Origin of the sequence: Corynebacterium sp. HMSC071B10 (genome assembly GCF_001814825.1) — a bacterium.
Classification (GTDB): domain Bacteria; phylum Actinomycetota; class Actinomycetes; order Mycobacteriales; family Mycobacteriaceae; genus Corynebacterium.
Genome location: NZ_KV818006.1, coordinates 58222 through 82734, shown reverse-complemented (window position 1 = coordinate 82734; position 24513 = coordinate 58222). Strand labels below are relative to the sequence as shown.

Annotated in this window: 29 protein-coding genes and 1 pseudogene; 19 read left to right on the top strand and 11 right to left on the bottom strand. The window is 64.5% G+C overall.

Going from position 1 to position 24513, the window contains the following annotated elements:
• Window position 1 precedes the first annotated feature (1 nt).
• Window positions 2-580 (top strand): 50S ribosomal protein L5, encoded by a 579-nt coding sequence (rplE, locus tag HMPREF2990_RS06250; RefSeq protein WP_070763277.1) that lies wholly within the window; start codon window positions 2-4, stop codon window positions 578-580.
• Between the two features lie 76 nt (window positions 581-656).
• Here rplE and HMPREF2990_RS06245 read toward each other — a convergent pair whose 3' ends face one another.
• The 3 genes from HMPREF2990_RS06245 to HMPREF2990_RS06235 form a co-directional block, all read right to left on the bottom strand.
• Window positions 657-1853 (bottom strand): hypothetical protein, encoded by a 1197-nt coding sequence (locus tag HMPREF2990_RS06245; protein WP_070763275.1) that lies wholly within the window; start codon window positions 1851-1853, stop codon window positions 657-659.
• A 207-nt stretch (window positions 1854-2060) separates the two neighbouring features.
• Window positions 2061-3686, bottom strand: a complete 1626-nt coding sequence (locus tag HMPREF2990_RS06240) for a GTPase (RefSeq protein WP_070763271.1) — start codon at window positions 3684-3686, stop codon at window positions 2061-2063.
• Complete coding sequence (locus HMPREF2990_RS06235; RefSeq protein ID WP_246817467.1) at window positions 3667-5544, bottom strand: GTPase family protein; 1878 nt, start codon at window positions 5542-5544, stop codon at window positions 3667-3669. The genes HMPREF2990_RS06240 and HMPREF2990_RS06235 overlap by 20 nt, the downstream gene beginning before the upstream one ends.
• A 175-nt stretch (window positions 5545-5719) precedes the next feature.
• Between HMPREF2990_RS06235 and HMPREF2990_RS06230 the strand changes: the two genes are divergently transcribed.
• Window positions 5720-6502, top strand: a complete 783-nt coding sequence (locus HMPREF2990_RS06230) for a formate/nitrite transporter family protein (protein ID WP_070763269.1) — start codon at window positions 5720-5722, stop codon at window positions 6500-6502.
• Between the two features lie 22 nt (window positions 6503-6524).
• Here the strand turns inward: HMPREF2990_RS06230 and HMPREF2990_RS06225 are convergent, their stop codons facing one another.
• From HMPREF2990_RS06225 to HMPREF2990_RS06215, 3 genes are read right to left on the bottom strand one after another with little or no spacing between them, the layout of a single operon-like run.
• Window positions 6525-7004: a carboxymuconolactone decarboxylase family protein gene (locus HMPREF2990_RS06225; RefSeq protein WP_070763267.1), complete on the bottom strand. Its 480-nt coding sequence runs from the start codon at window positions 7002-7004 to the stop codon at window positions 6525-6527.
• 2 nt (window positions 7005-7006) lie between these two features.
• The gene (gene fdhD, locus HMPREF2990_RS06220; RefSeq protein WP_070763265.1) at window positions 7007-7858 is read right to left on the bottom strand and encodes a formate dehydrogenase accessory sulfurtransferase FdhD; all 852 of its coding nucleotides are present in this window, start codon (window positions 7856-7858) and stop codon (window positions 7007-7009) included.
• The gene (locus HMPREF2990_RS06215) at window positions 7845-8153 is read right to left on the bottom strand and encodes a DUF6457 domain-containing protein (protein ID WP_070763263.1); all 309 of its coding nucleotides are present in this window, start codon (window positions 8151-8153) and stop codon (window positions 7845-7847) included. Before HMPREF2990_RS06215 ends, fdhD begins: the two co-directional genes overlap by 14 nt.
• Window positions 8154-8282: 129 nt before the next feature.
• Here HMPREF2990_RS06215 and HMPREF2990_RS06210 point away from each other — a divergent pair, with 129 nt between their 5' ends.
• Window positions 8283-8999, top strand: coding sequence for a DUF2786 domain-containing protein (locus HMPREF2990_RS06210; protein ID WP_070763261.1), 717 nt, complete (start codon window positions 8283-8285; stop codon window positions 8997-8999).
• Between the two features lie 17 nt (window positions 9000-9016).
• Here HMPREF2990_RS06210 and HMPREF2990_RS06205 read toward each other — a convergent pair.
• Window positions 9017-10250, bottom strand: a pseudogene (locus HMPREF2990_RS06205) (amidohydrolase).
• A 308-nt stretch (window positions 10251-10558) separates the two neighbouring features.
• Here HMPREF2990_RS06205 and rpsH point away from each other — a divergent pair.
• From rpsH to rplO, 6 genes are read left to right on the top strand one after another with little or no spacing between them, the layout of a single operon-like run.
• Window positions 10559-10957: a 30S ribosomal protein S8 gene (gene rpsH / locus HMPREF2990_RS06200; protein ID WP_038588387.1), complete on the top strand. Its 399-nt coding sequence runs from the start codon at window positions 10559-10561 to the stop codon at window positions 10955-10957.
• Between the two features lie 19 nt (window positions 10958-10976).
• Complete coding sequence (rplF, locus tag HMPREF2990_RS06195; RefSeq protein ID WP_038588390.1) at window positions 10977-11513, top strand: 50S ribosomal protein L6; 537 nt, start codon at window positions 10977-10979, stop codon at window positions 11511-11513.
• A gap of 2 nt (window positions 11514-11515) precedes the next feature.
• Window positions 11516-11920 carry a 50S ribosomal protein L18 gene (gene rplR / locus HMPREF2990_RS06190; RefSeq protein ID WP_038588393.1) on the top strand — a complete coding sequence of 135 codons (405 nt, stop codon included), beginning with the start codon at window positions 11516-11518 and terminating at the stop codon, window positions 11918-11920.
• A 40-nt stretch (window positions 11921-11960) separates the two neighbouring features.
• Window positions 11961-12596, top strand: a complete 636-nt coding sequence (gene rpsE / locus HMPREF2990_RS06185) for a 30S ribosomal protein S5 (RefSeq protein ID WP_070763259.1) — start codon at window positions 11961-11963, stop codon at window positions 12594-12596.
• Window positions 12597-12602: 6 nt separating this feature from the next.
• The gene (gene rpmD, locus HMPREF2990_RS06180; RefSeq protein WP_038588398.1) at window positions 12603-12788 is read left to right on the top strand and encodes a 50S ribosomal protein L30; all 186 of its coding nucleotides are present in this window, start codon (window positions 12603-12605) and stop codon (window positions 12786-12788) included.
• A 7-nt stretch (window positions 12789-12795) separates the two neighbouring features.
• Complete coding sequence (rplO, locus tag HMPREF2990_RS06175; protein WP_070763257.1) at window positions 12796-13245, top strand: 50S ribosomal protein L15; 450 nt, start codon at window positions 12796-12798, stop codon at window positions 13243-13245.
• 76 nt (window positions 13246-13321) lie between these two features.
• Here rplO and HMPREF2990_RS06170 read toward each other — a convergent pair whose 3' ends face one another.
• From HMPREF2990_RS06170 to HMPREF2990_RS06155, 4 genes are all read right to left on the bottom strand, one after another.
• Window positions 13322-13897 carry a DUF6891 domain-containing protein gene (locus HMPREF2990_RS06170; RefSeq protein WP_083317037.1) on the bottom strand — a complete coding sequence of 192 codons (576 nt, stop codon included), beginning with the start codon at window positions 13895-13897 and terminating at the stop codon, window positions 13322-13324.
• 296 nt (window positions 13898-14193) lie between these two features.
• Entirely contained in the window at window positions 14194-14880 is a 687-nt protein-coding gene (locus HMPREF2990_RS06165; protein ID WP_070763255.1) for a methionine ABC transporter permease, read from the bottom strand.
• 4 nt (window positions 14881-14884) lie between these two features.
• Window positions 14885-15931 carry a methionine ABC transporter ATP-binding protein gene (locus HMPREF2990_RS06160; RefSeq protein ID WP_070763253.1) on the bottom strand — a complete coding sequence of 349 codons (1047 nt, stop codon included), beginning with the start codon at window positions 15929-15931 and terminating at the stop codon, window positions 14885-14887.
• Between the two features lie 16 nt (window positions 15932-15947).
• Window positions 15948-16778 carry a MetQ/NlpA family ABC transporter substrate-binding protein gene (locus HMPREF2990_RS06155; RefSeq protein WP_070763251.1) on the bottom strand — a complete coding sequence of 277 codons (831 nt, stop codon included), beginning with the start codon at window positions 16776-16778 and terminating at the stop codon, window positions 15948-15950.
• Between the two features lie 339 nt (window positions 16779-17117).
• On the opposite strand from HMPREF2990_RS06155, the gene secY reads away from it, so the two are divergent.
• From secY to rplQ, 10 genes are all read left to right on the top strand, one after another.
• Window positions 17118-18446, top strand: coding sequence for a preprotein translocase subunit SecY (gene secY / locus HMPREF2990_RS06150; protein WP_038588416.1), 1329 nt, complete (start codon window positions 17118-17120; stop codon window positions 18444-18446).
• Window positions 18446-18997 carry an adenylate kinase gene (locus HMPREF2990_RS06145; protein ID WP_038588421.1) on the top strand — a complete coding sequence of 184 codons (552 nt, stop codon included), beginning with the start codon at window positions 18446-18448 and terminating at the stop codon, window positions 18995-18997. Before secY ends, HMPREF2990_RS06145 begins: the two co-directional genes overlap by 1 nt.
• A 79-nt stretch (window positions 18998-19076) precedes the next feature.
• Window positions 19077-19886: a type I methionyl aminopeptidase gene (gene map, locus HMPREF2990_RS06140; RefSeq protein ID WP_038588425.1), complete on the top strand. Its 810-nt coding sequence runs from the start codon at window positions 19077-19079 to the stop codon at window positions 19884-19886.
• 38 nt (window positions 19887-19924) lie between these two features.
• On the top strand, window positions 19925-20761 hold the full coding sequence (locus tag HMPREF2990_RS06135; RefSeq protein WP_038588430.1) for a L,D-transpeptidase: 837 nt from the start codon (window positions 19925-19927) through the stop codon (window positions 20759-20761).
• A 191-nt stretch (window positions 20762-20952) separates the two neighbouring features.
• A complete protein-coding gene (gene infA / locus HMPREF2990_RS06130) occupies window positions 20953-21171 on the top strand; it encodes a translation initiation factor IF-1 (RefSeq protein WP_038588435.1) in 219 nt (72 codons plus the stop codon).
• Window positions 21172-21350: 179 nt separating this feature from the next.
• Window positions 21351-21719: a 30S ribosomal protein S13 gene (rpsM, locus tag HMPREF2990_RS06125; RefSeq protein ID WP_038588440.1), complete on the top strand. Its 369-nt coding sequence runs from the start codon at window positions 21351-21353 to the stop codon at window positions 21717-21719.
• 3 nt (window positions 21720-21722) lie between these two features.
• The gene (rpsK, locus tag HMPREF2990_RS06120; RefSeq protein WP_038588443.1) at window positions 21723-22118 is read left to right on the top strand and encodes a 30S ribosomal protein S11; all 396 of its coding nucleotides are present in this window, start codon (window positions 21723-21725) and stop codon (window positions 22116-22118) included.
• A gap of 27 nt (window positions 22119-22145) precedes the next feature.
• Window positions 22146-22751 carry a 30S ribosomal protein S4 gene (rpsD, locus tag HMPREF2990_RS06115; protein ID WP_038588446.1) on the top strand — a complete coding sequence of 202 codons (606 nt, stop codon included), beginning with the start codon at window positions 22146-22148 and terminating at the stop codon, window positions 22749-22751.
• 108 nt (window positions 22752-22859) lie between these two features.
• Window positions 22860-23873 (top strand): DNA-directed RNA polymerase subunit alpha, encoded by a 1014-nt coding sequence (locus tag HMPREF2990_RS06110; protein WP_070763249.1) that lies wholly within the window; start codon window positions 22860-22862, stop codon window positions 23871-23873.
• Between the two features lie 54 nt (window positions 23874-23927).
• On the top strand, window positions 23928-24410 hold the full coding sequence (gene rplQ / locus HMPREF2990_RS06105; RefSeq protein WP_070763247.1) for a 50S ribosomal protein L17: 483 nt from the start codon (window positions 23928-23930) through the stop codon (window positions 24408-24410).
• Window positions 24411-24513: the final 103 nt, after the last annotated feature.

The following is a 24513-nucleotide window of genomic DNA, read 5'->3' as shown; positions in this document are numbered from 1 at the left end:
CATGAGCGAGAACTACACTCCGCGTCTGAAGACCCGCTACCAGGACGAGATCCGCACCAAGCTGAACGACAAGTACAGCTACGACAACGTCATGCAGATCCCGGGTCTGACCAAGATCGTTGTCAACATGGGTGTTGGCGACGCTGCGCGCGACTCCAAGGTTATCAACGGCGCACTCGAGGACCTCACCGCGATCACCGGCCAGAAGCCGCAGATCCGTCGCGCAAAGAAGTCCATCGCTAACTTCAAGCTCCGCGAGGGCATGCCGATCGGCGCGAAGGTCACCCTGCGCGGCGACCGCATGTGGGAGTTCCTGGACCGTCTCCTGACGGTTGCTCTCCCGCGTATTCGCGACTTCCGCGGCCTGAACGACAAGCAGTTCGACGGTGCAGGCAACTACACCTTCGGCCTGTCCGAGCAGACGATGTTCTACGAGATCGACATTGACAAGATCGACCGCCCGCGCGGTATGGACATCACCGTCGTCACCACCGCCACGAACGATGAAGAGGGTCGCGCACTGCTGACCCACCTCGGCTTCCCGTTCGCGGACAAGGACGGCAAGATGAAGCAGGCTTAAGCCTTCGCTTGAGCGCTCCACAGATGCCCCCGGTTCACTAGAAGAACCGGGGGCATTTTTCGTGTATGCGGCTTACTTAACTTTTCTGCGAGTCGGGCGGAAACGCGATATCGAGCAGTTCAATATCGGTGAGCGTTGCAGGGTTGTACCACAATACGGCTTCGATCCGCCCCTCGTCGTTGTAGAGCGTTACCCAGTGCTCGTAAAGGACAATTCCTGATCGCCCATCGTCGGCCCACGGTATGCCGAGGGCGTCGAGTTTTTCGGTAAACCTCGACGTGGGGATGTGGAACGGGATTCCGAGGAAACTAGCGTTGTTTTCCGGGCTGATCTCCAACTCAGCCACCACACCGTCCTTTTCGGTTGCTTGGGCGGCAAACTTGTGCCCGCCGACGGTTACGCTTGCCCGGTATCCGTTTCCGAGGAATGTGTTCCAATTCATACGGTCGATGATGGGCTTCGGCTCAGGATTTCCCATCGCGTGTAATACGTCCCTGAAACTCAACGGGGCGTCGGTGGTGAAGTCGACGAGTGGCTCGTAGTTCGCCCGCTCTTCGGCTGGTTGAACAGGGGGTTTGGCGCGTGCTGCTGCCTCGGCTTCCAAGTTTGCGTCGTAGATGGCCCGCGCCGTGTTGACGTCTCCGACGATGGAGACCATTCCCGGTTCAGCGGCGACAGCGATGGTGGTTGCTTCTATGTCTGCGCGCTTGATCATTACGTCGGCCAAGCGCGTGCTTGTCGACGTCGCGCTCCCGCCCCCAGCCGCCTCCGCCAGTGCCGGGGGAAGGAACTCCTCGAAGACAAACACGTTGCCCACGTTGTCGATCTCAGCGAAGTGGAGCGTTTCCCCGGTGACCCGGCTGCGTGCGGCGGCAAGCAGGCGAAGGAAGTGGAGGTGGTCGTCTTTATCGGGCGACAATGCCACCCCTAACTGCTCCCAATACTTCACCGTGTTTGAAGCGAGATTTGCGACGGCATCCAACGCATTTGTGGCTATGAGATCAGACGGGTCTGGGTCTTCGGGCCATGCATCATCTGCCGCCTTGTCGAGCTGTTCATAGCAATCGTCCATGCGCTCCTGGGCTGCTTCGGAAAGCGAGAAATCCTTTGTCGCTTCATCGAACTCGATGCTGTTGATAATGGCGGTGACCTCCGGCCACCTTGCCGTGCAAGGGCGGGCGAAACCGTGGAGCAACACCTTCGCGGTCTGGAGGGCACCGAGGGCTTTCGTGGTGGCGGAACCGGCCTTTTGGATTGCTTCGTCGTAAAACATTTCTGCCGTTGGTCTCCTCGGTTTCTTGCCAAGTGCGGCCCACCCTACCACTGGGTGTCTGGCATACGAGAGATATTTTGCGCCCACCGTGCGGATAGTGGAAGGTATCGGCGCAGGCTGTGAAAGATTTCGCATAGTTAGACTAGCTATATTCAATTTTCCCAGGTCAGCAGGAACCGGCAAGATCGCGCTGCGGAAAATTTCACGCTACCCGCGCGCGAAGGCGAGGCGCTGCGCAAAGCGCGCGTAGTCCTCGCGGACCTCGCTGAGCGGGGCCACCACGGTCTCCTCGGAAACGATGGCAATCTCCCGGCGTAGTGCCGCCTTGGTGCGCCTGCGCACGCCGGAGCCGAGCATCCCGCCGAAAACGGCGCTGATCAGGCCGATAATCAGCCCGGTGAGGAGCCCGGCCATGATCAGCAGGGTGGGGATGGGCCAGCCCTCGACATCCGGGACCAGGTCGGTGCCGAGCAGGGGAGTGAGGATGCCGGGGACAAACGCCACGAGCAAGTACCACAGCACGCCGATCAGCGCAGCGACCAGGGCGAGCCACTGCACGATAGTCAGCAGTGACCAGGCATTCGACGGCTGCGCCGGGACGCGGGTGCGCGCGACCGCCCGGTCGAGTGCTTCGGGTACCTGCTCGGAAGCCTGGCCCGCGCGGTCGGTCACGGCCGCGGCCCACTGCTCGGGCAGCCCGACCGCGATGGCTTTCGCGTAGTCGCGCACACCTCGGTTGGCCACGGCCTTGGACGCGGCGTCCAGCTCAGGCATGGACGAGCGGTGTACGCCCACCTCGTCGGACTGCTCGCGCACGCCCATGCGCTTGAGCGGGTCCGGCCGGAATCGGGTGATCCAGGAGGTCAGGAGCCAGCCGGTGCGCTCGCGCAGGCGCTTGCGGTACGCGGCGGCGGCGTTGTTGGCCAGGCGGTCGGCCCCCGCTGCTTCGGCGAGGGTGGCGTCCATGTCGCGCTTGGCCTGCTTGTCCGGGCGCGTCTTCTTCTCCTGCTTGGCCAGCTGCTTACCGGTGGCGGGCGGGAGTAAGTCCGCGGTCGCGGACTGGATGTCCGCCTCGATGCGGGCGGATTGCGCGGTGCGGGCGCGCGCGACGCGAGTGATGGCGCCGCGTAGGTCATCGATCCCGGCGCCGGTGCGGGTGGAGGTGGGGACGACGTGGGCGTTGGACAGGCCGTCGTCAAGCAAAAGCTCCTTGAAGGACGCGCTGACGGTGTCGACGTCGCCGGAGGCCAGCAAGTCGGACTTATTCAGGACGGCAAGCGTGACCGCGGCGTGGCCCGCGTGCGGGCGGATGAACTGCTCGTGGATGACGCTGTCGGCGTACTTTTCGGGGTCGGAGACCCAGACGAGCACGTCGACCTGGCCGGCGAGGCGCTCCGCGATCGCGCGGTTGGAAGCTTCGACCGAGTCGAAGTCGGGCAGGTCGAGCAGGATGAGCGGGCCGGCGTCGGGGGCGAACTCGCCCGGACGGGCGCGGCGATCCTCCACGCCGAGCCAGTCGAGCAGTTCCTCGGAGCCGGCGGGCTGCCAAATCGCGGCGAGCGGGGAGGACGTGGTGGGGCGGCGGGCAGCGGCCTTGCCCAGGTCCTCGCCGGCGATGGCGTTAAACAACGAGGTCTTGCCAGAGCCGGTCGCGCCGAAGAAACCGACGACGGTGTGCTCTGCGGACAGCGCGCGACGCTCGGCACCGGCGCGGGCGACCTTTTCCAGCCGCTCGCGCTGGGCGGGGGAGAGGTAGCCGCGGCCGATCTCAGCGGCCTCCTCGAGCGCGGTGAGGCGCTCGCCGAGGGTGGGCTTAGCGCTCAGCAGTGCCATTGGCGTCTCCCTCCGGGGCCGGGCGGGTAAACGTGCCACGCAGCTGGTCGAGTAGGCCGCGCAGCTTGGAGTCGGCCTCGGCGTCGGGCGTTGCAGCGGGCGCGGGCGCGGAAGCAACCGCGGGCACGGCCGCTGCTGCTGGCATCGTTTCGGGGAAACGCGCGCTGGCCTGTGTGCGAGCCTCGGCGGAAAGCGCGCGCAGCTCGGCGGCGTCGGTACCAGCGTGCAGTGGCGCGGTGATCTCGCGGTAGCGCTCGCGCTCGCTCCCAAGCAGCGCTTCGAGGCGCTCGTTGAGATCGGCGCGGGCGTCCGCAGCCATGCGGCGGACGGTGTCCTCGCCGAAGATGGTCTCCAGGAGTTTCTGGCCGACGACGGCGGAGCCGCCCGCGATGGCGATCTCGCCGCCGGTCAGCCCGGCGGTGGAGGCGAAGACCACGAGCATCAGTGCGACGGTCAGCACGTTGAGGCCGAAAGACATCACGCGGGCGCGCTGCCGCTTCTGGCCTGCGGTCTCCTGGATGCGTGTCAGCAGTGCCTGTTGCCACTGGCGCACAAGTGCTGCGGCGTCCTCGGAGATCGTCTCGCTCGCCCGGGCCAGCTCGGGCGCGGCCTGCGCACGCAGCTCGGGGGCGACGGCACCCACGTGCGACCAGGATTTCGCGGCGGCGGTTTCGGCGGCGTCGACGATTACGGCGTGCAGGCCCGACTCGATCTCGGTTTCCACCTCGCGCAGCGGCGCGGGCTGGCCCGTAAAGAAACTGCCCACCTTGTCCACGGCCTGGCTAAACCAGCGCTCCACCCCGCGGAAGGCGTCCGAGGTGCCCACCACGTCCTGCCAGCGGTCGAGGACCTCGGTGCGCAGAAGCTTGCCGTCGCTGGTGGCGTCGATGACGTGGTCGCAGGCGCTGCGGTAGTGCGCGTCGATCGCGGTGTCGATCTGCGCAGCGAAGGCCTCCTGCTGCTCGCGGCGTGCCCCAAGCTTCTCGACGCGCACCAGCACCCCGCCCAGCGCACCTGCCACCGTCTTGCCCGCCACCTCGCGGCGCGCTGCGGTATCCCCGGCAAGCCGGTTGAGGTAGTCGCGCAGCTGCGCAACCAGCTCATCCGGCAGAAACTCCCCGCCTGCCTGCCCGCCGAGGTCGGTGACGAAGGGGACCTCGAAGACGGTCGCACCACTCAGGCCCGCCTCGTCCATCATGCGGCGCAGGTCGGACGGCACGGTTTCGGCGGAGGCCTCGTCGAGACGGTTGAGCACGACGACGACCTCGATGCCGCGACCGGCGGCGTCGTGGAGGAAGTTCCACACCAGCTGATCCGCGTAGCGTGCTGGCGTGGTGACGAAGATCCACAGGTCGGCGGCGGCGAGAAGCTGAGAGGCCAGGGCCCTATTGTGGTCGTCGATGGAGTCGAAATCGGGGGCGTCGACAAGCGCGAGCCCTGCGGGGATGGTGGCTGTTTCCACCACCCGCAGCGTGGTGGACTGCTCGTCGCCCGCGCCGTGGGAGCGGGCAAGACCTGGCAGGACCTCGGGCGAGTTGAACCAGTCCGCGTTGGCGGGGTTGGCCACCAGCACCGGCTGGCGAGTGGTGGGGCGGATCACCCCCGGGTTGGAGACGCGCTCGCGCAGTACCGCGTTGACCAGCGTGGACTTGCCGGAGCCGGTAGATCCGCCGATGACGGCGAGCAGCGGGGCGTCGAGGTTGCTCAGACGCGGCAGGATGTAATCGTCGAGTTGGTTGACCACGGCGCGGGCGTCGGCAGCCGCGGCCGGATCGCTCGGCAGCGCGGTGCCGGCGAGTGCCTCGCGCAGCTCGCGCACTGCGGCGATCAGCTCGGCGGGGGATTGGGGAGTGCTCACGCCCACCATTCTGGCACAGGGGCGCGGGCACGGACCCGCGCGGTCACGCTGGTGGGATCACCCCCGCGGATACCCCTGCTGCGGGCGAAGGATCGGCGGCCGATGCGTTAGCATCATGCACTGTATTACACGCATATGTACGCAAACTGGGGCGTACGCGAGCTAAGGAGGAGCGATGGCGCTCAACGACACAATTCAAGCCGGTGCAGGCAAGAAGGAGGAATTGCTGGACAACGAGCCCGCCCGCTTCTTCGTGCGCTCGATCCTCGGCGGTATCTACCTCATGGTGGGCACCGCTTTCGCTGCCGTGGTGGGCAACATGACCGAGCAGCTCTTCCCCGGCTCCGGCGCAGTGGTCTTCGCCATGCTCTTCGGCCTCGGCCTGTTCGCCATCGTCGTGCTCGCGGCCGAGCTGGCCACCGGCGACATGATGTTTTCCTCCTGGGCCGCCACCGTGCGACAGTTCTCCTGGGGGAAAGGCATTTGGATCGTCGTTGTCGCGACCGTGGGCAACCTGGTGGGCGCGCTGCTGATCGCCTGGATCTTAAGCCAGTCGGCCAAGTTCGGTTCGCTGGATGACACACACCTGATCTCCACCCTCGTGGAGGGCAAGTTGAACAAGGGTCCGTGGGGCACGTTCATCGAGGCGGTCCTGGCGAACTTCGTGGTCAACATGGCTATCGTGGGTGCGCTGCTGTCCAAGGAGGTCATCTCCAAGTTCATCGTGATCCTGCCGATGATCGCCATCTTCGTCGGCCTCGGGCTCGAGCACGTCATCGCGAACTTCTGCCTGATGGGGATGGAGCTGTTCGCTGACCCGCAGGCAGAGAGCTTCACCTTCGGCGCAGTCGCCCTGAACTGGATCATCGTGTGGGTCGGCAACTTCGTCGGCGGCGGCCTGGGCATCGGCGCGGTCTACGCCTGGTTGAACAAGACCAACACCGTCTACAAGGACTAAGCGCCCGCCCGCTTATCGACGCCTAACGCTCCTCCGCCGGCACCAAATCGAACTCCGTCACGCGCAGGACCTTCTTCGGGTCCTGCTGGAAGGCGATGCCGAGGCGGTTGTAGCTGTTGACCCCGACCGCGCCAACGATCAGCGCGCGCACGTACTCCTCGCCGAAAGCCTCCGTCGCGCGCTCCCACAGGTCCTCGGACAAGGACTCAGGCGTGTCCTCCAACTCCGTCAGCGCGTCCGCCAGCTCGAGGACAAGCGCCTCGGTCTCGCTGAACTCGCGCGCGTGGCGAGTCCACTGCTCCACCTTGAGGATGTAGTCCTCGCTCCAGCCGTGCTCGCGCGCGTTGCGGCGGTGAATCGCAGTGCATACCGGGCACCCGTTAACCGCCGTCGCCCGCACGCACACCAGGTGGGCGTGGTCCGGGTCGGTGTTGTCCCGCAAGAATTGCATAGGCGGGTAGAACATCTCGATGATTTCTTTGGGTACGTGGCGGGGCGTCATGCCTATGATTCTACTGAACGCAAGTTGCCCGCGTACAGGTTGAATCTGCGGTTGCGCACGAAGCCGGCGAGCGCCATGTTCGCCTCGCGCGCCAGCTCCACCGCGAGCGAAGAGGCCGCGGAGACCGCCACGAGCGCGGGGAAGCCCGCCACCGCCGCCTTCTGCACGAGCTCGAAGGACGCACGTGAGCTCATGACCAGGATCATGTCGCGGGCCGGGAGCGCGCCGTCGAGAAGCAAATGCCCGATGACCTTGTCGGCTGCGTTGTGGCGGCCGATGTCCTCGCGCACCACGATCGGGTTGCCCTTCAAGTCGAAGGCCCCGGCGGCGTGGATGCCGCCGGTTTTGCGGAATTGTTTCTGCTCGGCGCGCAGCCGCTCGGGCAGCTCGACGATCAGCTCTGGGTCCAGCTCGATTGGTGTAATCGGAGTGCGCACCTTGTGGAGTAGCTCGCTAATGGACTGGGTGCCGCAGACCCCGCACGCGCTGGTGGTGGGGGTGAGTCGGATGAATTCCGGCGTGACAGGTTGCGCCGTCTCGGCGAGCTCCATGTCCAGCAGGTTATAGGTGTTTTCCCCGCCCGCGCCGACCGCGCCCGCGCAGTAGCGGGCGGTGCGCACGTCTTCCGCTGAGGTGATCAGCCCTTCGGCGAAGCACCACCCGTGCGCGAGCTCTACGTCATGCCCCGGGGTGCGCATGGTGGAGGTCAGCGTTTTTCCCTGCGCGCGGATCTCTAGGGGCTCTTCCACCGTGACGGTGTCCGCGCGGGTGTCCGTGTAGAACTTCGGCCCGTCTTCCCCCTCTTCGGGGACCGTGACCTTGGTGACGGCGAAACGGCGGTTAATCCTGCTCATCCGCGCTCCCCGTGTCGTAGCGCTTGAGCAGCTCGCTGGTGCGCGCGATCAGGGCGCGGACCTGCTCTGCCTGCGCGGTGTCGTCCTGGGGTAGGCCGGCCTGGCCTGCGGCGAGACCCACGAGGAAGGCGGTGGTGGGCGCGGCTGGGCGCGACGGGCCGTTGTGGGCGACGTCGGCAGTCAGCTCCAGGATGTCGCCGACGAGCTCGCGCACCAGCGTCGGCGAGATGTCGAACTCCTCTGCCAGCGCCGCGAGCCAGGCGTGGGTGGATTGGAGGCTTTCCTCTCGTGCCATGGGTGCTCCTTTTCGTTGATCGTGTGTCTCCCACAGTAGCCACCGGCGCGCTTTTCGTAGGGGTAGCGCGAATAGGCGATGTGTAGTAAAAATAAACGCACCAACCATAACGTACGAAAGGTAAAGCTCATGAAAGACATTCACAAGCTCAAGGCACGCGTCCAGAAGCTGCTGCGCCAGGCAGCCGATAGGGAAGGCACACCGGAAGGCGACTCCTTTTACGCCAAGGCCTTCGACCTCATGGCCGCCTACGGGCTGAGCGAGCGCGACGTGACCAGTGTTGGCCAGGGCAACGCGATCGAGCGCCGCACCTACGACATCAGCGGCGCGTATACCGACATGCAGGCCAAGCTGCTTTTCGCCATCGCCGACAGCCTGCACTGCACCGGCTTTTACCACCGCGCCTACAACTCCACGCGCGTCAAGCAGGCCACGCTCTTCGGCCACACCGACCACCTGGCGCGAGTCGACGCGCTCTACAGCCTGCTCGTTCCGGTCATGATGTCGGGCGCCCGCCGCCTGCACGCGACGCACCTGGGCGAATCCATCATCGTGACCCGCCGCTCGTACATGACCGGCTTCGCCACCCGCATCGGCCAGCGCCTCGCACAGTCCGAGCGCCGCGTCACCGACACTTCGCAGGCCTACGCGCTTGCGCTTATCGACGATGCCGAGCAGGCCCGCAACGCCCTCGCCAATTTCGCCGCAGACCGTGGCCTCCACCTGCACGCGGACACCTCGAAGCGCTCCTTCGACCCGGACGCCTACCGGCAAGGACACGAGGCGGGCGACGCCTCCGACATCGGGCAGCAGCGGGTGGCGGCGCGGCCTGCGCTGCCGTTCTGATGCGCTAGTTTCGGGCGTTAGGTTCGGGCCAGCCAGGCCCCCGCCGCGACGATGAGCGCCTCCGTCCCGCGGTCCAGGGTGGGCTGCAGGTCGGGCGCGAACTCGGGCGAGTGGTTGCCGGGCGCACCTGGGTAGCTGGCGAATCCGCCCAGGCCCCAGTAGCTGTAGGGGACCCCGAGCGCGTCGGGGATGACAGAGAAGTCCTCCGAGGCCGGCACCGGTCCCAGGTCGGCGACCTCGTCGCCGAAGTGGGCCTCGAACGCTGTGCGTACCCTTTCGGTGACAGCCTCGTCGTTGCTGGTGAGCGGGTAGACGTCGTAGTACTCAAACTCGGGCTCGCGGGGGGCTGCGTGCAGCAAGGCACTCCGCGCGCGCGATGCGCTCGATCGCCTCCTTGAGGTGGTCGCTGACCTCCTGCGAGTACGCGCGCGTGTTGATGAGCAGCGTGGCGGAGTCCGGGATGATGTTGGACTTGAAGCCGGCGTTGATCGCCCCGACGGTCAGCACCGCCGTCTCCGCCGCGGCGATCTCGCGGCTGACCACGTGGTGCAGCCGGGTGACGATGGTGGAGGCGAGCAGCACCGGATCGACGCTCTTTTCCGGCATCGAGCCGTGCGAGCCGGCCCCGTGCACCGTGACTTTTGCGGAGAACGCCTGTGACAGCACCGGCCCGACCTGGGTGCCGACGGTGCCGCCGGGCAGCGAGGAGAGCACGTGCTGGCCGAGGTAGACGTCAGGGCGCGGGATGGCCTCGGCGATGCCGGCCTCCACCATGGCGCGAGCCCCCGAGGCGGTCTCCTCCCCGGGCTGGAACACGCCGACAAGCGTGCCCGACCACGCGTCGCGGTGCGCGTGGAAGGCTTCGAGCGCGCCCAGCAGTGAGATGAGGTGGACGTCGTGGCCGCAGGCGTGCGCGACCGGGTACTCCGTCCCGGTTGCCTCGTCGACCTGGGTGGCGGTGGAGGCGTACTCCTTGCCGGAGGTCTCGCGGACCGGCAGCGCATCGATGTCGGCCCGTAGCGCGACGACGGGGCCAGGGCCGTTCTCGATGGTGGCGACGACGCCAGTCTCACTCGGCTGGGTGAACGAAATTCCGGCAGCCTCGAGCTCTTGCACGATGCGCTGCGTGGTTTGAACTTCCTGCATCGACAGTTCCGGGTGCTGGTGGAACCACCGGTACGCCGCTTCGCGTGCCTCGCGGGTGCTGTCGAGATGGTTGAGGATTGGTTGCAGTGCGGGCTGGGGGCTCATGTGGGAGAGTGTACGCGTGGGCGTCGATAAGCGATTTGCCCTGCACGGTGGCCTGCGTATAGGGTTATCCGTCGGACTTGTGTGAAAACCACAAGCCGACAAGACCAAATGTACATCCAACTTTGTTGCAGGCCCCCCGCCCGATTTGCGGACCGCGTGCAAGGGAGGCGGCGAGCGCCCCACGTTACTGAGCGTGGGGAGCGTGAAGTAGCCCCCGACAGACCATGCGGAAAACGCGACCTTTATGGGTCAGGTGGGTTGATGAAAATCGCAGGGAACCGCAACGAGAAAGGAACCGGTCACTCGCTATGACCATGACTGATCCGATTGCGGACATGCTCTCCCGCGTGCGCAACGCAAATAACGCGCGCCACGAGACCGTGTCCATGCCGTCCTCCAAGATCAAGGTGAACATCGCCGAGATCCTGAAGCAGGAAGGCTACATCGCTGACTACAAGGTTGAGGACGCCAAGGTGGGCAAGGCCCTGACCCTGGACCTCAAGTACGGCCCGACCCGCGAGGCTTCCATCGCCGGTCTGCGCCGCGTTTCCAAGCCGGGTCTGCGCGTGTACGCAAAGTCCACCGACCTGCCGCAGGTCCTTGGCGGCCTGGGCGTGGCCATCATCTCCACGTCCCACGGTCTCCTGACCGACCGACAGGCCCAAGAGAAGGGTGTAGGCGGGGAAGTCCTCGCTTACGTCTGGTAAAGGGGAGGTTGAATAGACTATGTCGCGTGTAGGTAATGCACCCATCGCAATCCCGAACAACGTCGAGACCAAGATTGACGGCCAGACCGTCGAGGTGAAGGGCCCGAAGGGCACCATGACCGTCGACATCCCGGCCCCGATCACCGCAGCCGTCGAGGACGGCCAGATTGTGGTGTCTCGTCCGGATGACCACCGTAAGAACCGCTCGCTGCACGGCCTGTCGCGCTCGCTGATCAACAACCTCGTTGTCGGCGTGACCGAGGGCTACAAGATCAACATGGAGATCTTCGGCGTTGGTTACCGTGTCCAGCAGAAGGGCAAGGACCTCGAGTTCTCCCTCGGCTACTCCCACCCGATCCTCATCGAGGCTCCGGAGGGCGTCGCATTCGCTGTCGACGGCAACACCAAGTTCTCGATCGAAGGTACCGACAAGCAGCAGGTTGGCCAGATTGCGGCGAACATCCGCCGTCTGCGCAAGGATGACCCGTACAAGGGTAAGGGCATCCGTTACGCAGGCGAGCAGGTACGTCGCAAGGTCGGAAAGACGGGTAAGTAATCATGAGCAATACTGCAGAGAACACCAAGCGCACCCCGGTCGGCAAGGACATCTCGTCCCGCCGCCGCGAGGCCCGCGCACGTCGCCACAACCGTATTCGCAAGACCCTGCGTGGCACCCCGGAGACCCCGCGTCTCGTCGTGCACCGCTCCTCCCGCCACATCCACGTCCAGGTCATCGACGACCTCGCCGGCCACACCCTCGTTGCCGCATCGTCGATGGAGCCGGACGTGCGCAACCTGGACGGGGACAAGAAGGACAAGGCAGCCAAGGTAGGCGCTCTCGTCGCAGAGCGTGCCAAGGCAGCCGGCATCGAAGCCATTGTCTTCGACCGCGGCGGCTACAAGTTCCACGGCCGCATCGCAGCTCTTGCACAAGCAGCTCGTGAAGGTGGTCTGAAGTTCTAATGATCACCGCAACCATCACCATCAACGGAAGGATCGCGTAATGGCCGAACGTGAACGGCGTGACGGCGGACGCTCCGCCGACAACCAGAACAACAAGGGCAACAGGAACGAGCGCGGTGGCCGCGGCCGCCGCGACGACCGCCGCAACCAGAACGACGACCGCGATAAGTACATCGAGCGCGTCATCACCATTAACCGCGTCGCAAAGACCGTTAAGGGTGGCCGCAACATGTCGTTTACCGCGCTCGTAGTCGTCGGCGACGGCCAGGGCATGGTCGGCGTCGGCTACGGCAAGGCAAAGGAAGTCCCCGCCGCAATCCAGAAGGGTGCAGAAGAGGCTCGCAAGAACTTCTTCCGCGTCCCGATGATTGCCGGCACCATCCCCCACCCGGTCCAGGGCGAAGAGGCCGCAGGCGTCGTCATGATGCGCCCGGCAGCTCCCGGTACCGGTGTGATCGCCGGCGGCGCAGTCCGTCCGGTGCTCGAGTGCGCAGGTGTCCAGGACATCCTGGCCAAGTCCCTCGGCTCCGACAACGCCCTGAACGTGGTTCAGGCAACCGTTGCCGGCCTGAAGGAACTGGTGCGCCCCGAAGAGGTCGCCGCAAAGCGTGGCAAGGACCTCGAGGACGTCGCTCCGGCCCGTATGCTGCGCGCACGTGCAGGACAGGAGGCGTAAACCACAATGGCACTGAAGATCACACTGCACCACGGCAAGGTTGGCGAGAAGCCGCAGACCCGCAAGAACCTCGAGGCTCTTGGTCTGCGCAAGATCGGCCAGTCCGTGATCAAGAAGGACAACGCCGCAACTCGCGGCCAGGTGCTCAAGGTTCGTCACCTTGTCACCGTCGAAGAAGTTGCAGGGGAGTAGATAGCACATGGCTGACATCATCAAGCTTCATGATCTGCGCCCGGCAAAGGGTGCGAACAAGCCGAAGCACCGCGTTGGCCGCGGTGAAGCCGGCAAGGGCGGCAAGACCGCCGGCCGCGGTACCAAGGGTACGAAGGCTCGCTACCAGGTTTCCGCAGCGTTTGAGGGCGGCCAGATGCCGCTGCACATGCGCCTGCCGAAGCTGAAGGGCTTCAAGAACCCGAACCGCGTCGTATTCCAGGTTGTCAACGTCAACGACCTGGCCAAGGCCTTCCCGAACGGCGGCGCCGTGTCCATCGAGGACATCGTCGCAGCTGGCCTGGTTCGCAAGAACCAGCCGGTCAAGGTCCTGGGCAACGGCGACATCGACGTCAAGCTCGACGTCACCGCCAACAAGTTCTCCAAGTCCGCAGCCGAGAAGATCAAGGCTGCTGGCGGCTCCATCACTGAGGCGTAAGCGCCTCTCAGGGTCTGAGAACGCTTTAAGGCCCGCCGCCCCTGTGTAAGGGGTGGCGGGCTTTTTGCGTTGGGGGTTAGTGGTTGAGTGGCAGCTCAAAGACAAGGTTCTCGCACGTGATACGTGCATTTGCGTTGCCGTCCCACACGGGGTTGAGGCCAATCTCTTTGAGCGCTTCGACGACTAGGGTGGCAACCTCGGCATCCGTTTCCAGGCTGGGGTTTTCTCTGTCCCCGAAGCCGAAGTAGAGCAGCCCGCTGTGGATGAGGCTGTCTACGTCCTGCTGGGTGCAGTAGGCATAGCCACGGTGGCCGTCCTCTTCGGCGGCCCTGCCGCCGCCCTCAACGGCTTCGGCCTTGGTGTAGCCCTCGTCGAAGGAGAACGAGATGTTGCGCTTTGCCAGCGCTTCGTGCAGGGCTTCGATGCGCTTGGCGTCCTCGGAGGCCTCCGGCACGAGGCAGGCGTATTCTGCGCTGACTTCCTCTACCAGGGGTGTTGGGTCGGAGTCCATGTCGTCCTCCAGCCACGCGGTGATTTCATCGGGGTGCCATCCGTGGCAGAGCATGAGAGAAATCTGGCTGGTGATTTCGTCGGCCTCGTAGATGCCGTCGGCGGGAGGGAATTTGCTTGTGGTCATGGCGTGGGAGCTCATGCCCCTGCAGCGTAGCGAATTGCGCGTGAGGTTGCCGCGGGGTGGGCGCGTGCGGGTCGGGTCGCCGGGCGCGGCTAGACAGCGCAAGTTGGACAGCGTTAGTCGGTCCCAAACCGGGATAAACGCTGTCCTGCTTGCGCTACCTGCGTGGAACGACCGCAAATGTCGAGACCTGGTTGTCGAGAACGCTTACAAAAACCAATGAACTCGACATCCCGTTCTCGACATCTAGCGCGGCTACGGTCAAGCAGCGCCGACCAAGCAGACCCGCAAAGCAAAACGCCGCCGCAGCCCACCTACGCCCGCGCGCGGTGCGCGAGCCTGTTGCCCAGCGACTGGATCGCCTGGACGACGATGATCAGGATGACCACCGTGGTGAGCATGGCGACCGAGTCGAACTGCTGGTAGCCATACGAGATCGCCAGGTCACCCACGCCACCGCCGCCGATGGTGCCGGCCATGGCCGTGGCGGAGATCAGGCCGACGGTCGCCGTGGTCACGGCGAGGATGATGGAGGACTTCGCCTCGGGGAGTAGGAAGTAGCGGATGGTCTGGCTCATGCTGGCACCCATGGAGTCGGCTGCCTCGGTGATGCCGGGGTTGACCTCGAGGAGGGACTGCTCGATCAGTCGCGCGATAAATGGCGCGATGTACAAGGTCAGGGGCACGAGCGCGGCGGTGGTGCCGATCGCGGTACCGGCGATGACGCGCGTAAACGGCGAAATCGCCACGAGCAGGATGATAAACGGCAGCGAGCGGATCACGTTGACCACCACGTTGAGGATGCCGTAGACCACCGCGTTGGGCTTTAAGCCCCCGGGCCGGGTGATCACCAGCGCGAGCGCCAGCGGGATGCCGATGAGTGCGCCGATGAACAGGGAGATGCCGACCATGTAGACGGTCTCGCCGAACGAGTCGACGTACATCGATGGGGTGACGCGGGAGCCGGTGGTGTCGCGCCACCAGGAGTTGAGCTGTTCCATGGGTTTAAGCGTCCTTTCCGGTGATGCGGTTGACGGTTATGCCGTCGAGGCCCTCCAGCCAAGCCACCGCGTCGTTAAGCGGGCCGCCCGCGCGGAGGCCGAGGATGGTGGCACCGACGCTGGTGTCGGCGAGTTCCGTCTCGGCAGAGGACAACAGGTGCGCCTCGGTGTCGAAGCGGCGCGCTAGCTCACTAAAGACGTCGGCGACGGCGCTGCCGGTGTGGATCAGCTGCACGACCTCGTCGTAGTCGCCGCGGTGAATCGTGGCGCGCACGCTGTCGGGGACTGCGCGGGGGATCACCGTCTCCACGAAGCGCTGGGTAAGTGTGGCCTGCGGGTTGGCAAAGACCTCGGCCACCGGCCCGGACTCGACCAACTTGCCGGCCTCGAGTACGGCGACGGAGTCGGCCAGGCGCGCCACCACGTCCATCTGGTGGGTGATCAGCAGGATGGTCACGCCGAGCTTCGCGTTGATGTCGCGCAGGAGCTCGAGGATTTGGGTGGTGGTGAGTGGGTCGAGGGCGGACGTGGGCTCGTCGCAAAGCAAAATGCTCGGGTTGGTCACGAGCGCACGCGCGATGCCGACGCGCTGCCGCTGACCGCCGGAGAGCTGGCGCGGCTTGTGGTCCGCGCGGTCGGAGAGCCCGACCATCTCGAGGACCTCGGCGACGCGGCGCTTCACCTCGCCCTTCGGCGTCTTGGACAGCAGCAGCGGCGTCGCGACGTTCTCCGCGACGGTCTTGGTCTCCAGAAGGTTGTAGTTCTGGAAGACCATGGAGACCTCGCGGCGCAGCTCGCGCAGCTGCTTCGGGCTCAGCTCGGCGGGCTGGCGGCCGAGCACGGTCACGGTACCCGAGGTGGGCGTCTCCAGGCCGTTGACCGTGCGGATCAGGGTCGACTTGCCCGCCCCGGAGGTGCCCACGACTCCGGAGATGCCGCCGGTGGGCACGGTGAAGGTGATGTCTTCCAGCGCGGTGAACTCGCCTTTCGCGGTGTCGAAGACTTTGGACACGTGCTCGAGGGCGACCGCGGTGCCGGGGGAGTGCGTCATGAGCTACCTTTCCAGGCTACTGCAGGGATTCCGGCAGGAACCAGTAGTTGTTCTCGTTGTTGGCGTCGAAGTACTCCTTGAACTCGTCGGAGCGGTAGGCCTCGGCGACGGCCTCGGTCCACGGCTCGTCGACCTTGTCCTCGGTGGTCACGGCCACGAGGATGAGCTCCGGGCGCAGGTTCTCCTGGAAGACCTGCAGCTTGGGGTCCAGGCCCGCGGAGTACGACATGGAGCCGGGGATGACCGCCCAGTCGAAGTCCGGCAGGGAGCGCGAGAGGTTGGCCGAGTCCATCGGTGTGATCTCGAGGTTGTGTGGGTTGTCCGCGATGTCGGACTCGGCGAGGAGGGTCTCGTCGGCGTCGTCGCGCAGGGTGATCCAGCCGGCGTCGACAAGCAGGTGCAGGGCGCGCGACTTGTTGGAACCGTCCATCGGGATGCCCACGGTCTGGCCGTCGGCGACCTCCTCGATATCGGTGTACTTGTCCGAGTAGAGGCCCGCCGGGACCGTCGGAACCTCGGTAATGGAGGCGAGGTTGCCGCCCTTTTCCTCGTTAAACACGTTCATCCACGCGGTGTGCTGGTCCACGTTCAGGTCCGCGGAACCCTCGTTGAGCGCGATGTCGGCCTGGGTGAGGTCGGTAAAGGAGGTGTATTCGACGGTGTAGCCGTCCTTCTCCAGGATCGGGCCCACGGCGTCCTGGAAAAGCTCGGAGTAGGGCCCCGGCGAGGTGGCGACGCGGATGGTCTGCGAATCGCCCTCGGCGGTGTCGCTCGACTCATCGCCGCAGGCGGCCAGGCCCAGCGTAAGTGCGGTGACGGTGGTCAGTGCTGCGATTTTCTTCAGCATGTTGGTCCTTTCAAAGGAAGTTCTATTCTCAACATACGGAATGATAAACCTCTTGGTATGTAAACTCAAGACAGCTCGGTCTACCACGGGCCTTTGCATCTCGACGCCCACACGCCCCACCTTGCCGCAACCTGAAAAAGTGCTAGCCCGCTTCGGGTGAGGTTGGAGCAGCCTTAAACCGTGACTCGACTCTTGGGTTTCGTGTTCGGGCTGGTAGGGTAGTGGGGTCAAATATGTACGGGTGAGCTTTTGCATGCCTTTTTGGTAGGTAGGGCCAGCTCGTGACGAATTCTGTTCGCGATCTCCTGCTTAAGTTTGCAGTGGGAGCCAGGAGGCTTTGTGTCCGCTATCTTTCAGGCGTTTAAGGACCATGATCTGCGCCGCAAGATTCTGATCACCCTTGCGCTGATGATTCTCTACCGCGTCGGTGCCCAAATCCCCACCCCGGGCGTGGACTACAGCTTGATCCAGTCCCGCCTGCAGGATATTTCCCAGGGCGACCAGGCGACGATGTTCTCCATCATCGGACTCTTCTCCGGCGGTGCGCTGCTTCAGCTGTCGATCTTCGCGATCGGCATCATGCCGTACATTACGGCGTCGATTATCGTCCAGCTGCTCACCGTGGTGATCCCGAAGTTCGAGGAACTGAAGAAGGAGGGGCAGGCCGGCCAGGCGAAGATGACGCAGTACACGCGCTACCTCACCGTGGCGCTGGCGCTGCTGCAGTCCGCGGGCATCGTGGCGCTGGCGGACCGCGAGCAGCTGCTCGGCCAGGGCATGCCGGTGCTGATCGAGGACCGCAACGTGTGGACCCTCGTGATGATGATCATCGTCATGACCTCCGGTGCGATCATCATCATGTGGCTCGGCGAAATCATCACCGAAAAGGGCGTGGGCAACGGCATGTCCCTGCTCATCTTCGCCGGTATCGCAACCAAGCTGCCGTCCGAGGGCGCGATCATTCTGCAGAACTCCGGCGGCGTGGCACTCGCCATCGTGATCGCGGCGCTCGTCGTGTTGGTTGTCGGCATCATCTTCATCGAGCAGGGTCAGCGCCGCATTCCGGTGCAGTACGCCAAGCGTATGGTGGGCCGTCGCCAGTACGGCGGGTCCGCGACCTACCTGCCGCTGAAGGTCAACCAGGCGGGCGTGATCCCGGTCATCTTCGCGTCCTCGCTGATGTACGTGCCGGTGCTGATCACTCAGATCGTCACCATGAATGACCCCACCCCGCCGGATAATTGGTGGATGAACAACGTGATGGCGTGGCTGCAGAACCCGGGTTCCTGGCAGTACATCGTGGCCTACTTCGTCATGATCATCTTCTTCTCCTACTTCTACGTCTCCGTGCAGTACGACCCGGTCGACCAGGCGGAGAACATGAAGAAGTACGGTGGGTTTATTCCGGATATCCGCCCGGGCCGCCCGACCGCCGAGTACCTGGCGTACGTGATGAACCGCCTGCTCGTCGTCGGCTCGCTCTACCTGGCCTTCATCGCGGTTCTGCCGAACCTGGCGCTGGACGCGGGTCTGGCCGGCTCCGGCCAGATGGGTATGAGCGCGTTTGGCGGTACGGCTATCCTGATTATGGTGTCCGTGGCCCTGACCACGGTCAAGCAAATTGAATCCCAACTCCTGCAATCCAACTACGAAGGACTTCTGCGATAATGCGTCTCGTACTTCTTGGCCCCCCTGGTGCTGGCAAGGGCACCCAGGCCGCAATTCTTTCCGAAAAGCTCGGCGTCCCGCACATCTCTACCGGCGACCTGTTCCGCGCCAACATCGGCGAGGGCACCCCGCTGGGTGTAGAAGCCAAGAGCTACATCGACGCCGGCAAGCTCGTGCCTACCGACGTCACCGCGCGCATGGTGGAGTCCCGCCTTCAGGAGGAAGACGCGAAGGACGGCTTCCTGCTCGACGGCTTCCCGCGCACGGTGGAGCAGGCGGAGATCCTCACCGAGCTGCTGACCAAGGCGGGCCAGAAGTTGGACGGCGTGCTGAACTTCGTGGTTGACGAGGACGTGGTGGTCGAGCGCATGCTCGCCCGCGGCCGCGCTGACGACAACGAGGAAACCATCCGCACCCGCCTCGGCGTCTACCGCGACGAGACCGCCCCGCTGATCGACCACTACGGCGAGGAGATCATCTCCATCGACGCTGTCGGCGACGTGGACGAGATCAACGCCCGCGCGATGGACAAGCTGAACGCGCTGAAGTAGCAGCGTCAAAGAAGGGGGCCGGTGTATCGCCTACACCGGCCCCGTTTTTCGTTTTCACGACTTAAAGGAAGGCAGGACAATGGGATTCCGGAAGCGCAAGATTGCCGCGAAGACGGCCGCGGAGTTGGGCGCGATGGAGGCCGCCGGACGCATCGTCGGCCTGGCGCTGAACGCAGTCAAGGCGGCCGCCCGCCCCGGGGTAAGCACGCTCGAGCTGGACGAGGTGGCCGAGTCCGTGATCCGCGAGCACGGCGCAACCCCGACGTTCAAGGGCTACCAGGGCTTTCCGGCCTCCATCTGCGCCTCGGTCAACGAGGTTGTCGTCCACGGCATCCCGCATGCGGACACCGTGCTCGCGGACGGCGACCTGGTCTCCATCGACTGCGGTGCCACCCTCGACGGCTGGGTGGGGGACTCGGCGCTGAGCTTCGGTGTGGGTGCGCTCGCCCCCGAGGTCGACGCGCTCAACCGCGCCACCGAGTGGGTGCTCCACGAGGGGCTCAAGGCAATGGTGCCGGGCAACCGGCTTACCGACGTCTCGCACGCGCTCGAGCAGGCCACCTACCGTGCCGAGGAGCGCTTCGGTGTCACCCTCGGCATCCTCGACGGCTACGGCGGCCACGGCATCGGCCGCACCATGCACGAGGATCCGTTCCTGGCCAACGAGGGCAAACCGCACCGCGGCCCGGTCATCCAGGACGGCTCCGTGCTCGCGATTGAGCCGATGCTCATCTTGGGCGGCGAGTTCGACTCGCGCGTGCTTGCCGACGACTGGACGGTCGTCACCGCCGACGGTTCACCCGCCGCGCACTGGGAGCACACCGTGGCCGCCACTGCCCAGGGTCCCCGCATCCTGACCCCGCGCGAGGCAAACTCTCCGCGCGCCTAACTGTTCAAAACTGCCAGAAGGTGGTTAGACTGCTGTCTATGTCTTACAAACCTCGTCACGCGAAGCCCTCGGCCACCAAGCGTCGTGCCGCCGCCTTCGCCGCTGCCGCAGGCGTGTTTGCCTCGCTTGCTGTCAACCCGACCACCGCAGAAGCCGCGCCGGCACCTCAGCAGCCTGTCGGCGGGTCTTCCATCGCCCAGCTGTCTTCCAACTCCGGCCTGGACGTGTTCCTGAAGAGCGCGAACACCCAGCTGGAGAACCTGGGTTCCAGCACCGACCAGGCAGTGCGTGACGCGGCCTGGAACCTGCGCAACAGCCTGCGCGCCCAGGCTGACGGCCTCGCCGCGATCAACCCGGACCTGCCGGCGCAGGCCAAGGCGTCGATCGACCAGACCGTTGAGCGCCTCTTCCCGGGGCTTATCGCCGAGCGCACCCCGAAGCCGAAGCCTAAGCCAAAGCCGAAGCCGCAGCCGGCTCCCGCCCCGGCGCAGGCTCCGGCCCAGCAGCAGCGCCCGGCCTTCGACTACGGCCCGTGCCCGAAGGATGCCAAGGCCTGCGTGGACGTTGACGGTCGCCGCTCCTGGCTGCAGAACAACGGCCAGGTCTACTACACCGCTGACCTCGTCGGCCCCGGTCGCCCGGGTCAGGAGACCCCGCGCGGTACCTTCTACGTCAACCGCAAGGTCAAGGACGAGATCTCCTACGAGTTCAACAACGCCCCGATGCCGTACGCGACCTACTTCACCTACAACGGCATCGCCTTCCACCAGGGCGACCCGACGATCCTGTCCGCTGGCTGCGTCCGCATGTACCAAGCTGACGCGCAGCGTTACTTCAACGATCTGCAGATCGGCGACAAGGTCTTCGTCTACTAATCGCGCCTGAACGCAAAACCCCGCCTCCCGCGGACACAACCGGGAGGCGGGGTTTGTGTTGTCGCAGGTAAATGGCTATAGTTGTCGTTTGGTGTGCAAGCACTGCATGTTTCGCTATGTTTGGCACCGTGTAGCAGACGTGAAAAACGACTAGTACCTGCATAAATGCGGGGCAGTAGGAAGTGGATTGAATGGCAAAAGAAGGCGCAATTGAGGTCGAAGGCCGCGTAATCGAGCCGCTGAAGAACGCAACGTTCCGCGTTGAGCTTGATAACGGGCACACCGTCCTTGCTCACATCAGTGGCAAGATGCGCCAGCACTACATCCGCATCCTTCCTGAGGACCGTGTCGTCGTGGAGCTTTCCCCGTACGACCTGGACAAGGGACGTATCACGTACCGCTACAAGTAAGTACGTAAGCCTCCTTACCCAGGCGCGGCACATGAAGTGTCGCGTCGTCTACCTCCGGCCACGGTGGCTGGAGCCGCGTGAACCACAACCCATCCTCCGGCTCGGCCCGGACAAAGCGTTGTTTGGCGTGGACGGGTAGGGAGAAAACCACCGTAACAACCCGAAAGGAACGTAGCCACATGGCACGTCTCGCTGGTGTTGATCTCCCGCGCAACAAGCGTATGGAGATCGCTCTCACCTACATTTACGGCATCGGGGCTACCCGTGCTAAGGAACTGCTCGAAAAGACCGGCATTTCTCCCGACCTGCGTACGGACAACCTGAGCGACGATCAGCTCGCAGCTCTGCGCGACGCAATCGAGTCCTCCTACACCGTTGAGGGCGACCTGCGTCGTGAGGTGCAGGCAGACATCCGCCGCAAGATTGAAATCGGCTCCTACCAGGGTCTGCGCCACCGTCGTGGCCTGCCCGTCCGCGGCCAGCGCACGAAGACCAACGCGCGTACCCGCAAGGGCCCGAAGAAGACTATCGCAGGAAAGAAGAAGTAACCTATGCCACCGAAGACTCGTTCCGGCGCGCGCCGTCGCGTCGTAAAGAAGAACGTGGCCGCAGGCCACGCCTACATCAAGTCCACCTTCAACAACACCATCGTGTCCATCACGGACGCCAACGGTGCTGTCATCTCCTGGGCCTCCTCCGGCCACGTCGGGTTCAAGGGCTCCCGTAAGTCCACCCCGTTCGCTGCGCAGATGGCTGCCGAGAACGCTGCCCGCAAGGCAATGGATCACGGCATGAAGAAGGTTGACGTCTTTGTCAAGGGTCCCGGCTCCGGCCGTGAGACCGCTATCCGTTCTCTCCAGGCTGCTGGCCTGGAGGTGTCCTCGATCTCGGACGTGACGCCCCAGCCGTTCAACGGCTGCCGTCCGCCGAAGCGTCGTCGCGTTTAAGGCAGAAAGGAAAAGAGGTAAAACACCATGGCTCGTTATACCGGCCCTGCTACCCGTAAGTCCCGTCGCCTCCGCGTCGACCTCGTCGGCGGTGACATGTCCTTCGAGCGTCGCCCGTACCCCCCGGGGCAGGCTGGCCGCGCTCGCATCAAGGAGTCCGAGTACCTGCTCCAGCTGCAGGAGAAGCAGAAGGCTCGCTTCACCTACGGCGTGATGGAGAAGCAGTTCCGTCGCTACTACGAGGAGGCCAACCGTCTCCCCGGTAAGACCGGCGATAACCTGCTGATCCTGCTGGAGTCCCGTCTGGACAACGTCGTCTACCGCGCTGGTCTGGCTCGCACCCGCCGCCAGGCTCGCCAGCTTGTTTCCCACGGTCACTTCACCGTGAACGGCAAGCGCGTTGATGTCCCGTCGTTCAAGGTGACCCAGTACGACATCATCGACGTCCGCGAGAAGTCCCGCAGCATGCTCTGGTTTGAGGATGCTCAGGACAACCTGCTCGACGCCGTCGTCCCGGCATGGCTCCAGGTCGTTCCGGACACCCTGCGCATCCTCGTGCACCAGCTGCCCGAGCGCGCTCAGATTGAGGTGCCCCTGCAGGAGCAGCTCATCGTCGAGCTTTACTCGAAGTAATCACTTCGTCTCGCGCCCTTTGCTTATCGACGAAGCGTGGCGCGAAAACTTCCAACATCATCCGTTCCTACCGGCTTCATATAGCGGGAGCCGACAAAGGAGAAGTTCATGCTCATCTCTCACCGTCCGCAGTTGACCGAGGAGTACATCGATACCAACCGCTCGAAGTTCGTCATCGAGCCGCTCGAGCCTGGTTTCGGCTACACCCTGGGTAACTCCCTGCGCCGCACGCTGCTGTCGTCCATCCCGGGCGCGGCCGTGACCTCCATCAAGATCGATGGTGTGCTCCACGAGTTCACCACCATCGCTGGCGTGAAGGAGAACGTTTCCGAGATCATCCTCAACATCAAGGACATGGTCCTGTCGTCGGATTCCGACGAGCCGGTCGTTATGTACCTGTCGGTTGAGGGCCCCGGCGACGTCACCGCGGGCTCCATCGAGCCGCCTGCTGACGTGGAGATCCACAACCCGGATCTGCACATCGCCTCCCTGAGCGAGGGCGCTCGTCTGGAGATGGAGCTTGTCGTCGAGCGCGGCCGCGGCTACGTCCCGGCCATGCCGAACTCGGGCGGGGAGCCCGGCCGTATCCCGGTCGATCAGATTTACTCCCCGGTCACTCGCGTCGCCTACAAGGTTGAGGCGACCCGTGTCGAGCAGCGCACCGACTTTGACAAGCTGATCATCGACGTGGAGACCAAGAACTCCATGGCAGCACGCGACGCGCTGGCGTCGGCAGGTTCCACCCTGGTGGAGCTGTTCGGCCTGGCCCGCGAGCTGAACACGGAGTCCGAGGGCATTGAGATCGGCCCCTCCCCGCAGGAGTCCGAGTACATTGCCGCGTACAACACGCCGATCGAGGACCTGAACTTCACCGTCCGCTCCTACAACTGCCTGAAGCGCCAGGAGATCCACACCGTCGGTCAGCTCGCAGAGTGCACCGAGTCTGAGCTGCTGGATATCCGCAACTTCGGCCAGAAGTCCATCAACGAGGTCAAGATCAAGCTCGCTTCGCAGAACCTGACCTTGAAGGATGCACCGGAAGATTTCGACCCGACCCAGATCGAGGGCTACGACGCCGAGACCGGCGACTTCGTTGACCCGAGCGGGGACGAGACCGAGTAAAGCCGAGTCCATAAAAGAGCACGCGCTCAACTAACGCACACGAGGAGTACGAAAATGCCTACCCCGAAGAAGGGTGCCCGTCTCGGAGGGTCCGCTAGCCACCAGAAGCACATTCTGTCCAACCTGGCTATGGCTCTCTTCCAGCACGGCGCTATCACCACGACCGATGCGAAGGCACGCACGCTGCGTCCCTACGCTGAGAAGCTGATCACCAAGGCAAAGAAGGGCACCATCGCGGACCGCCGCGCAGTTGCCGCTGAACTGCCGAACAAGGAGATCGTCGCTTACCTGTTCAACCAGCTGGCCCCGATGTTCGAGGGCCGCGAGGGCGGCTACACCCGCCTGATCAAGCTGGAGAACCGTCCGGGCGACAATGCTCCGATGACGCAGATCTCGCTCGTCCTCGAGCAGACTGCCGCCAACGAGGCTGAGCGCACCGCCCGCGCCGCAGCTTCCAAGAAGGCTGAAGAGGAGAAGGCCGAGGAGGCCGAGTCCGCTGAGGCTTCTGAGGCTGAAACCGAGGCCAAGGAGGACTAGTTCCTTCTCGCCTTGTGGCTTAGGCCCCACCCGACACGTTCGGGTGGGGCCTTTGTGCGTCTCTAGATAGCGCAAGTTGGACAGCGTTTGTCGGTCCCCAAAC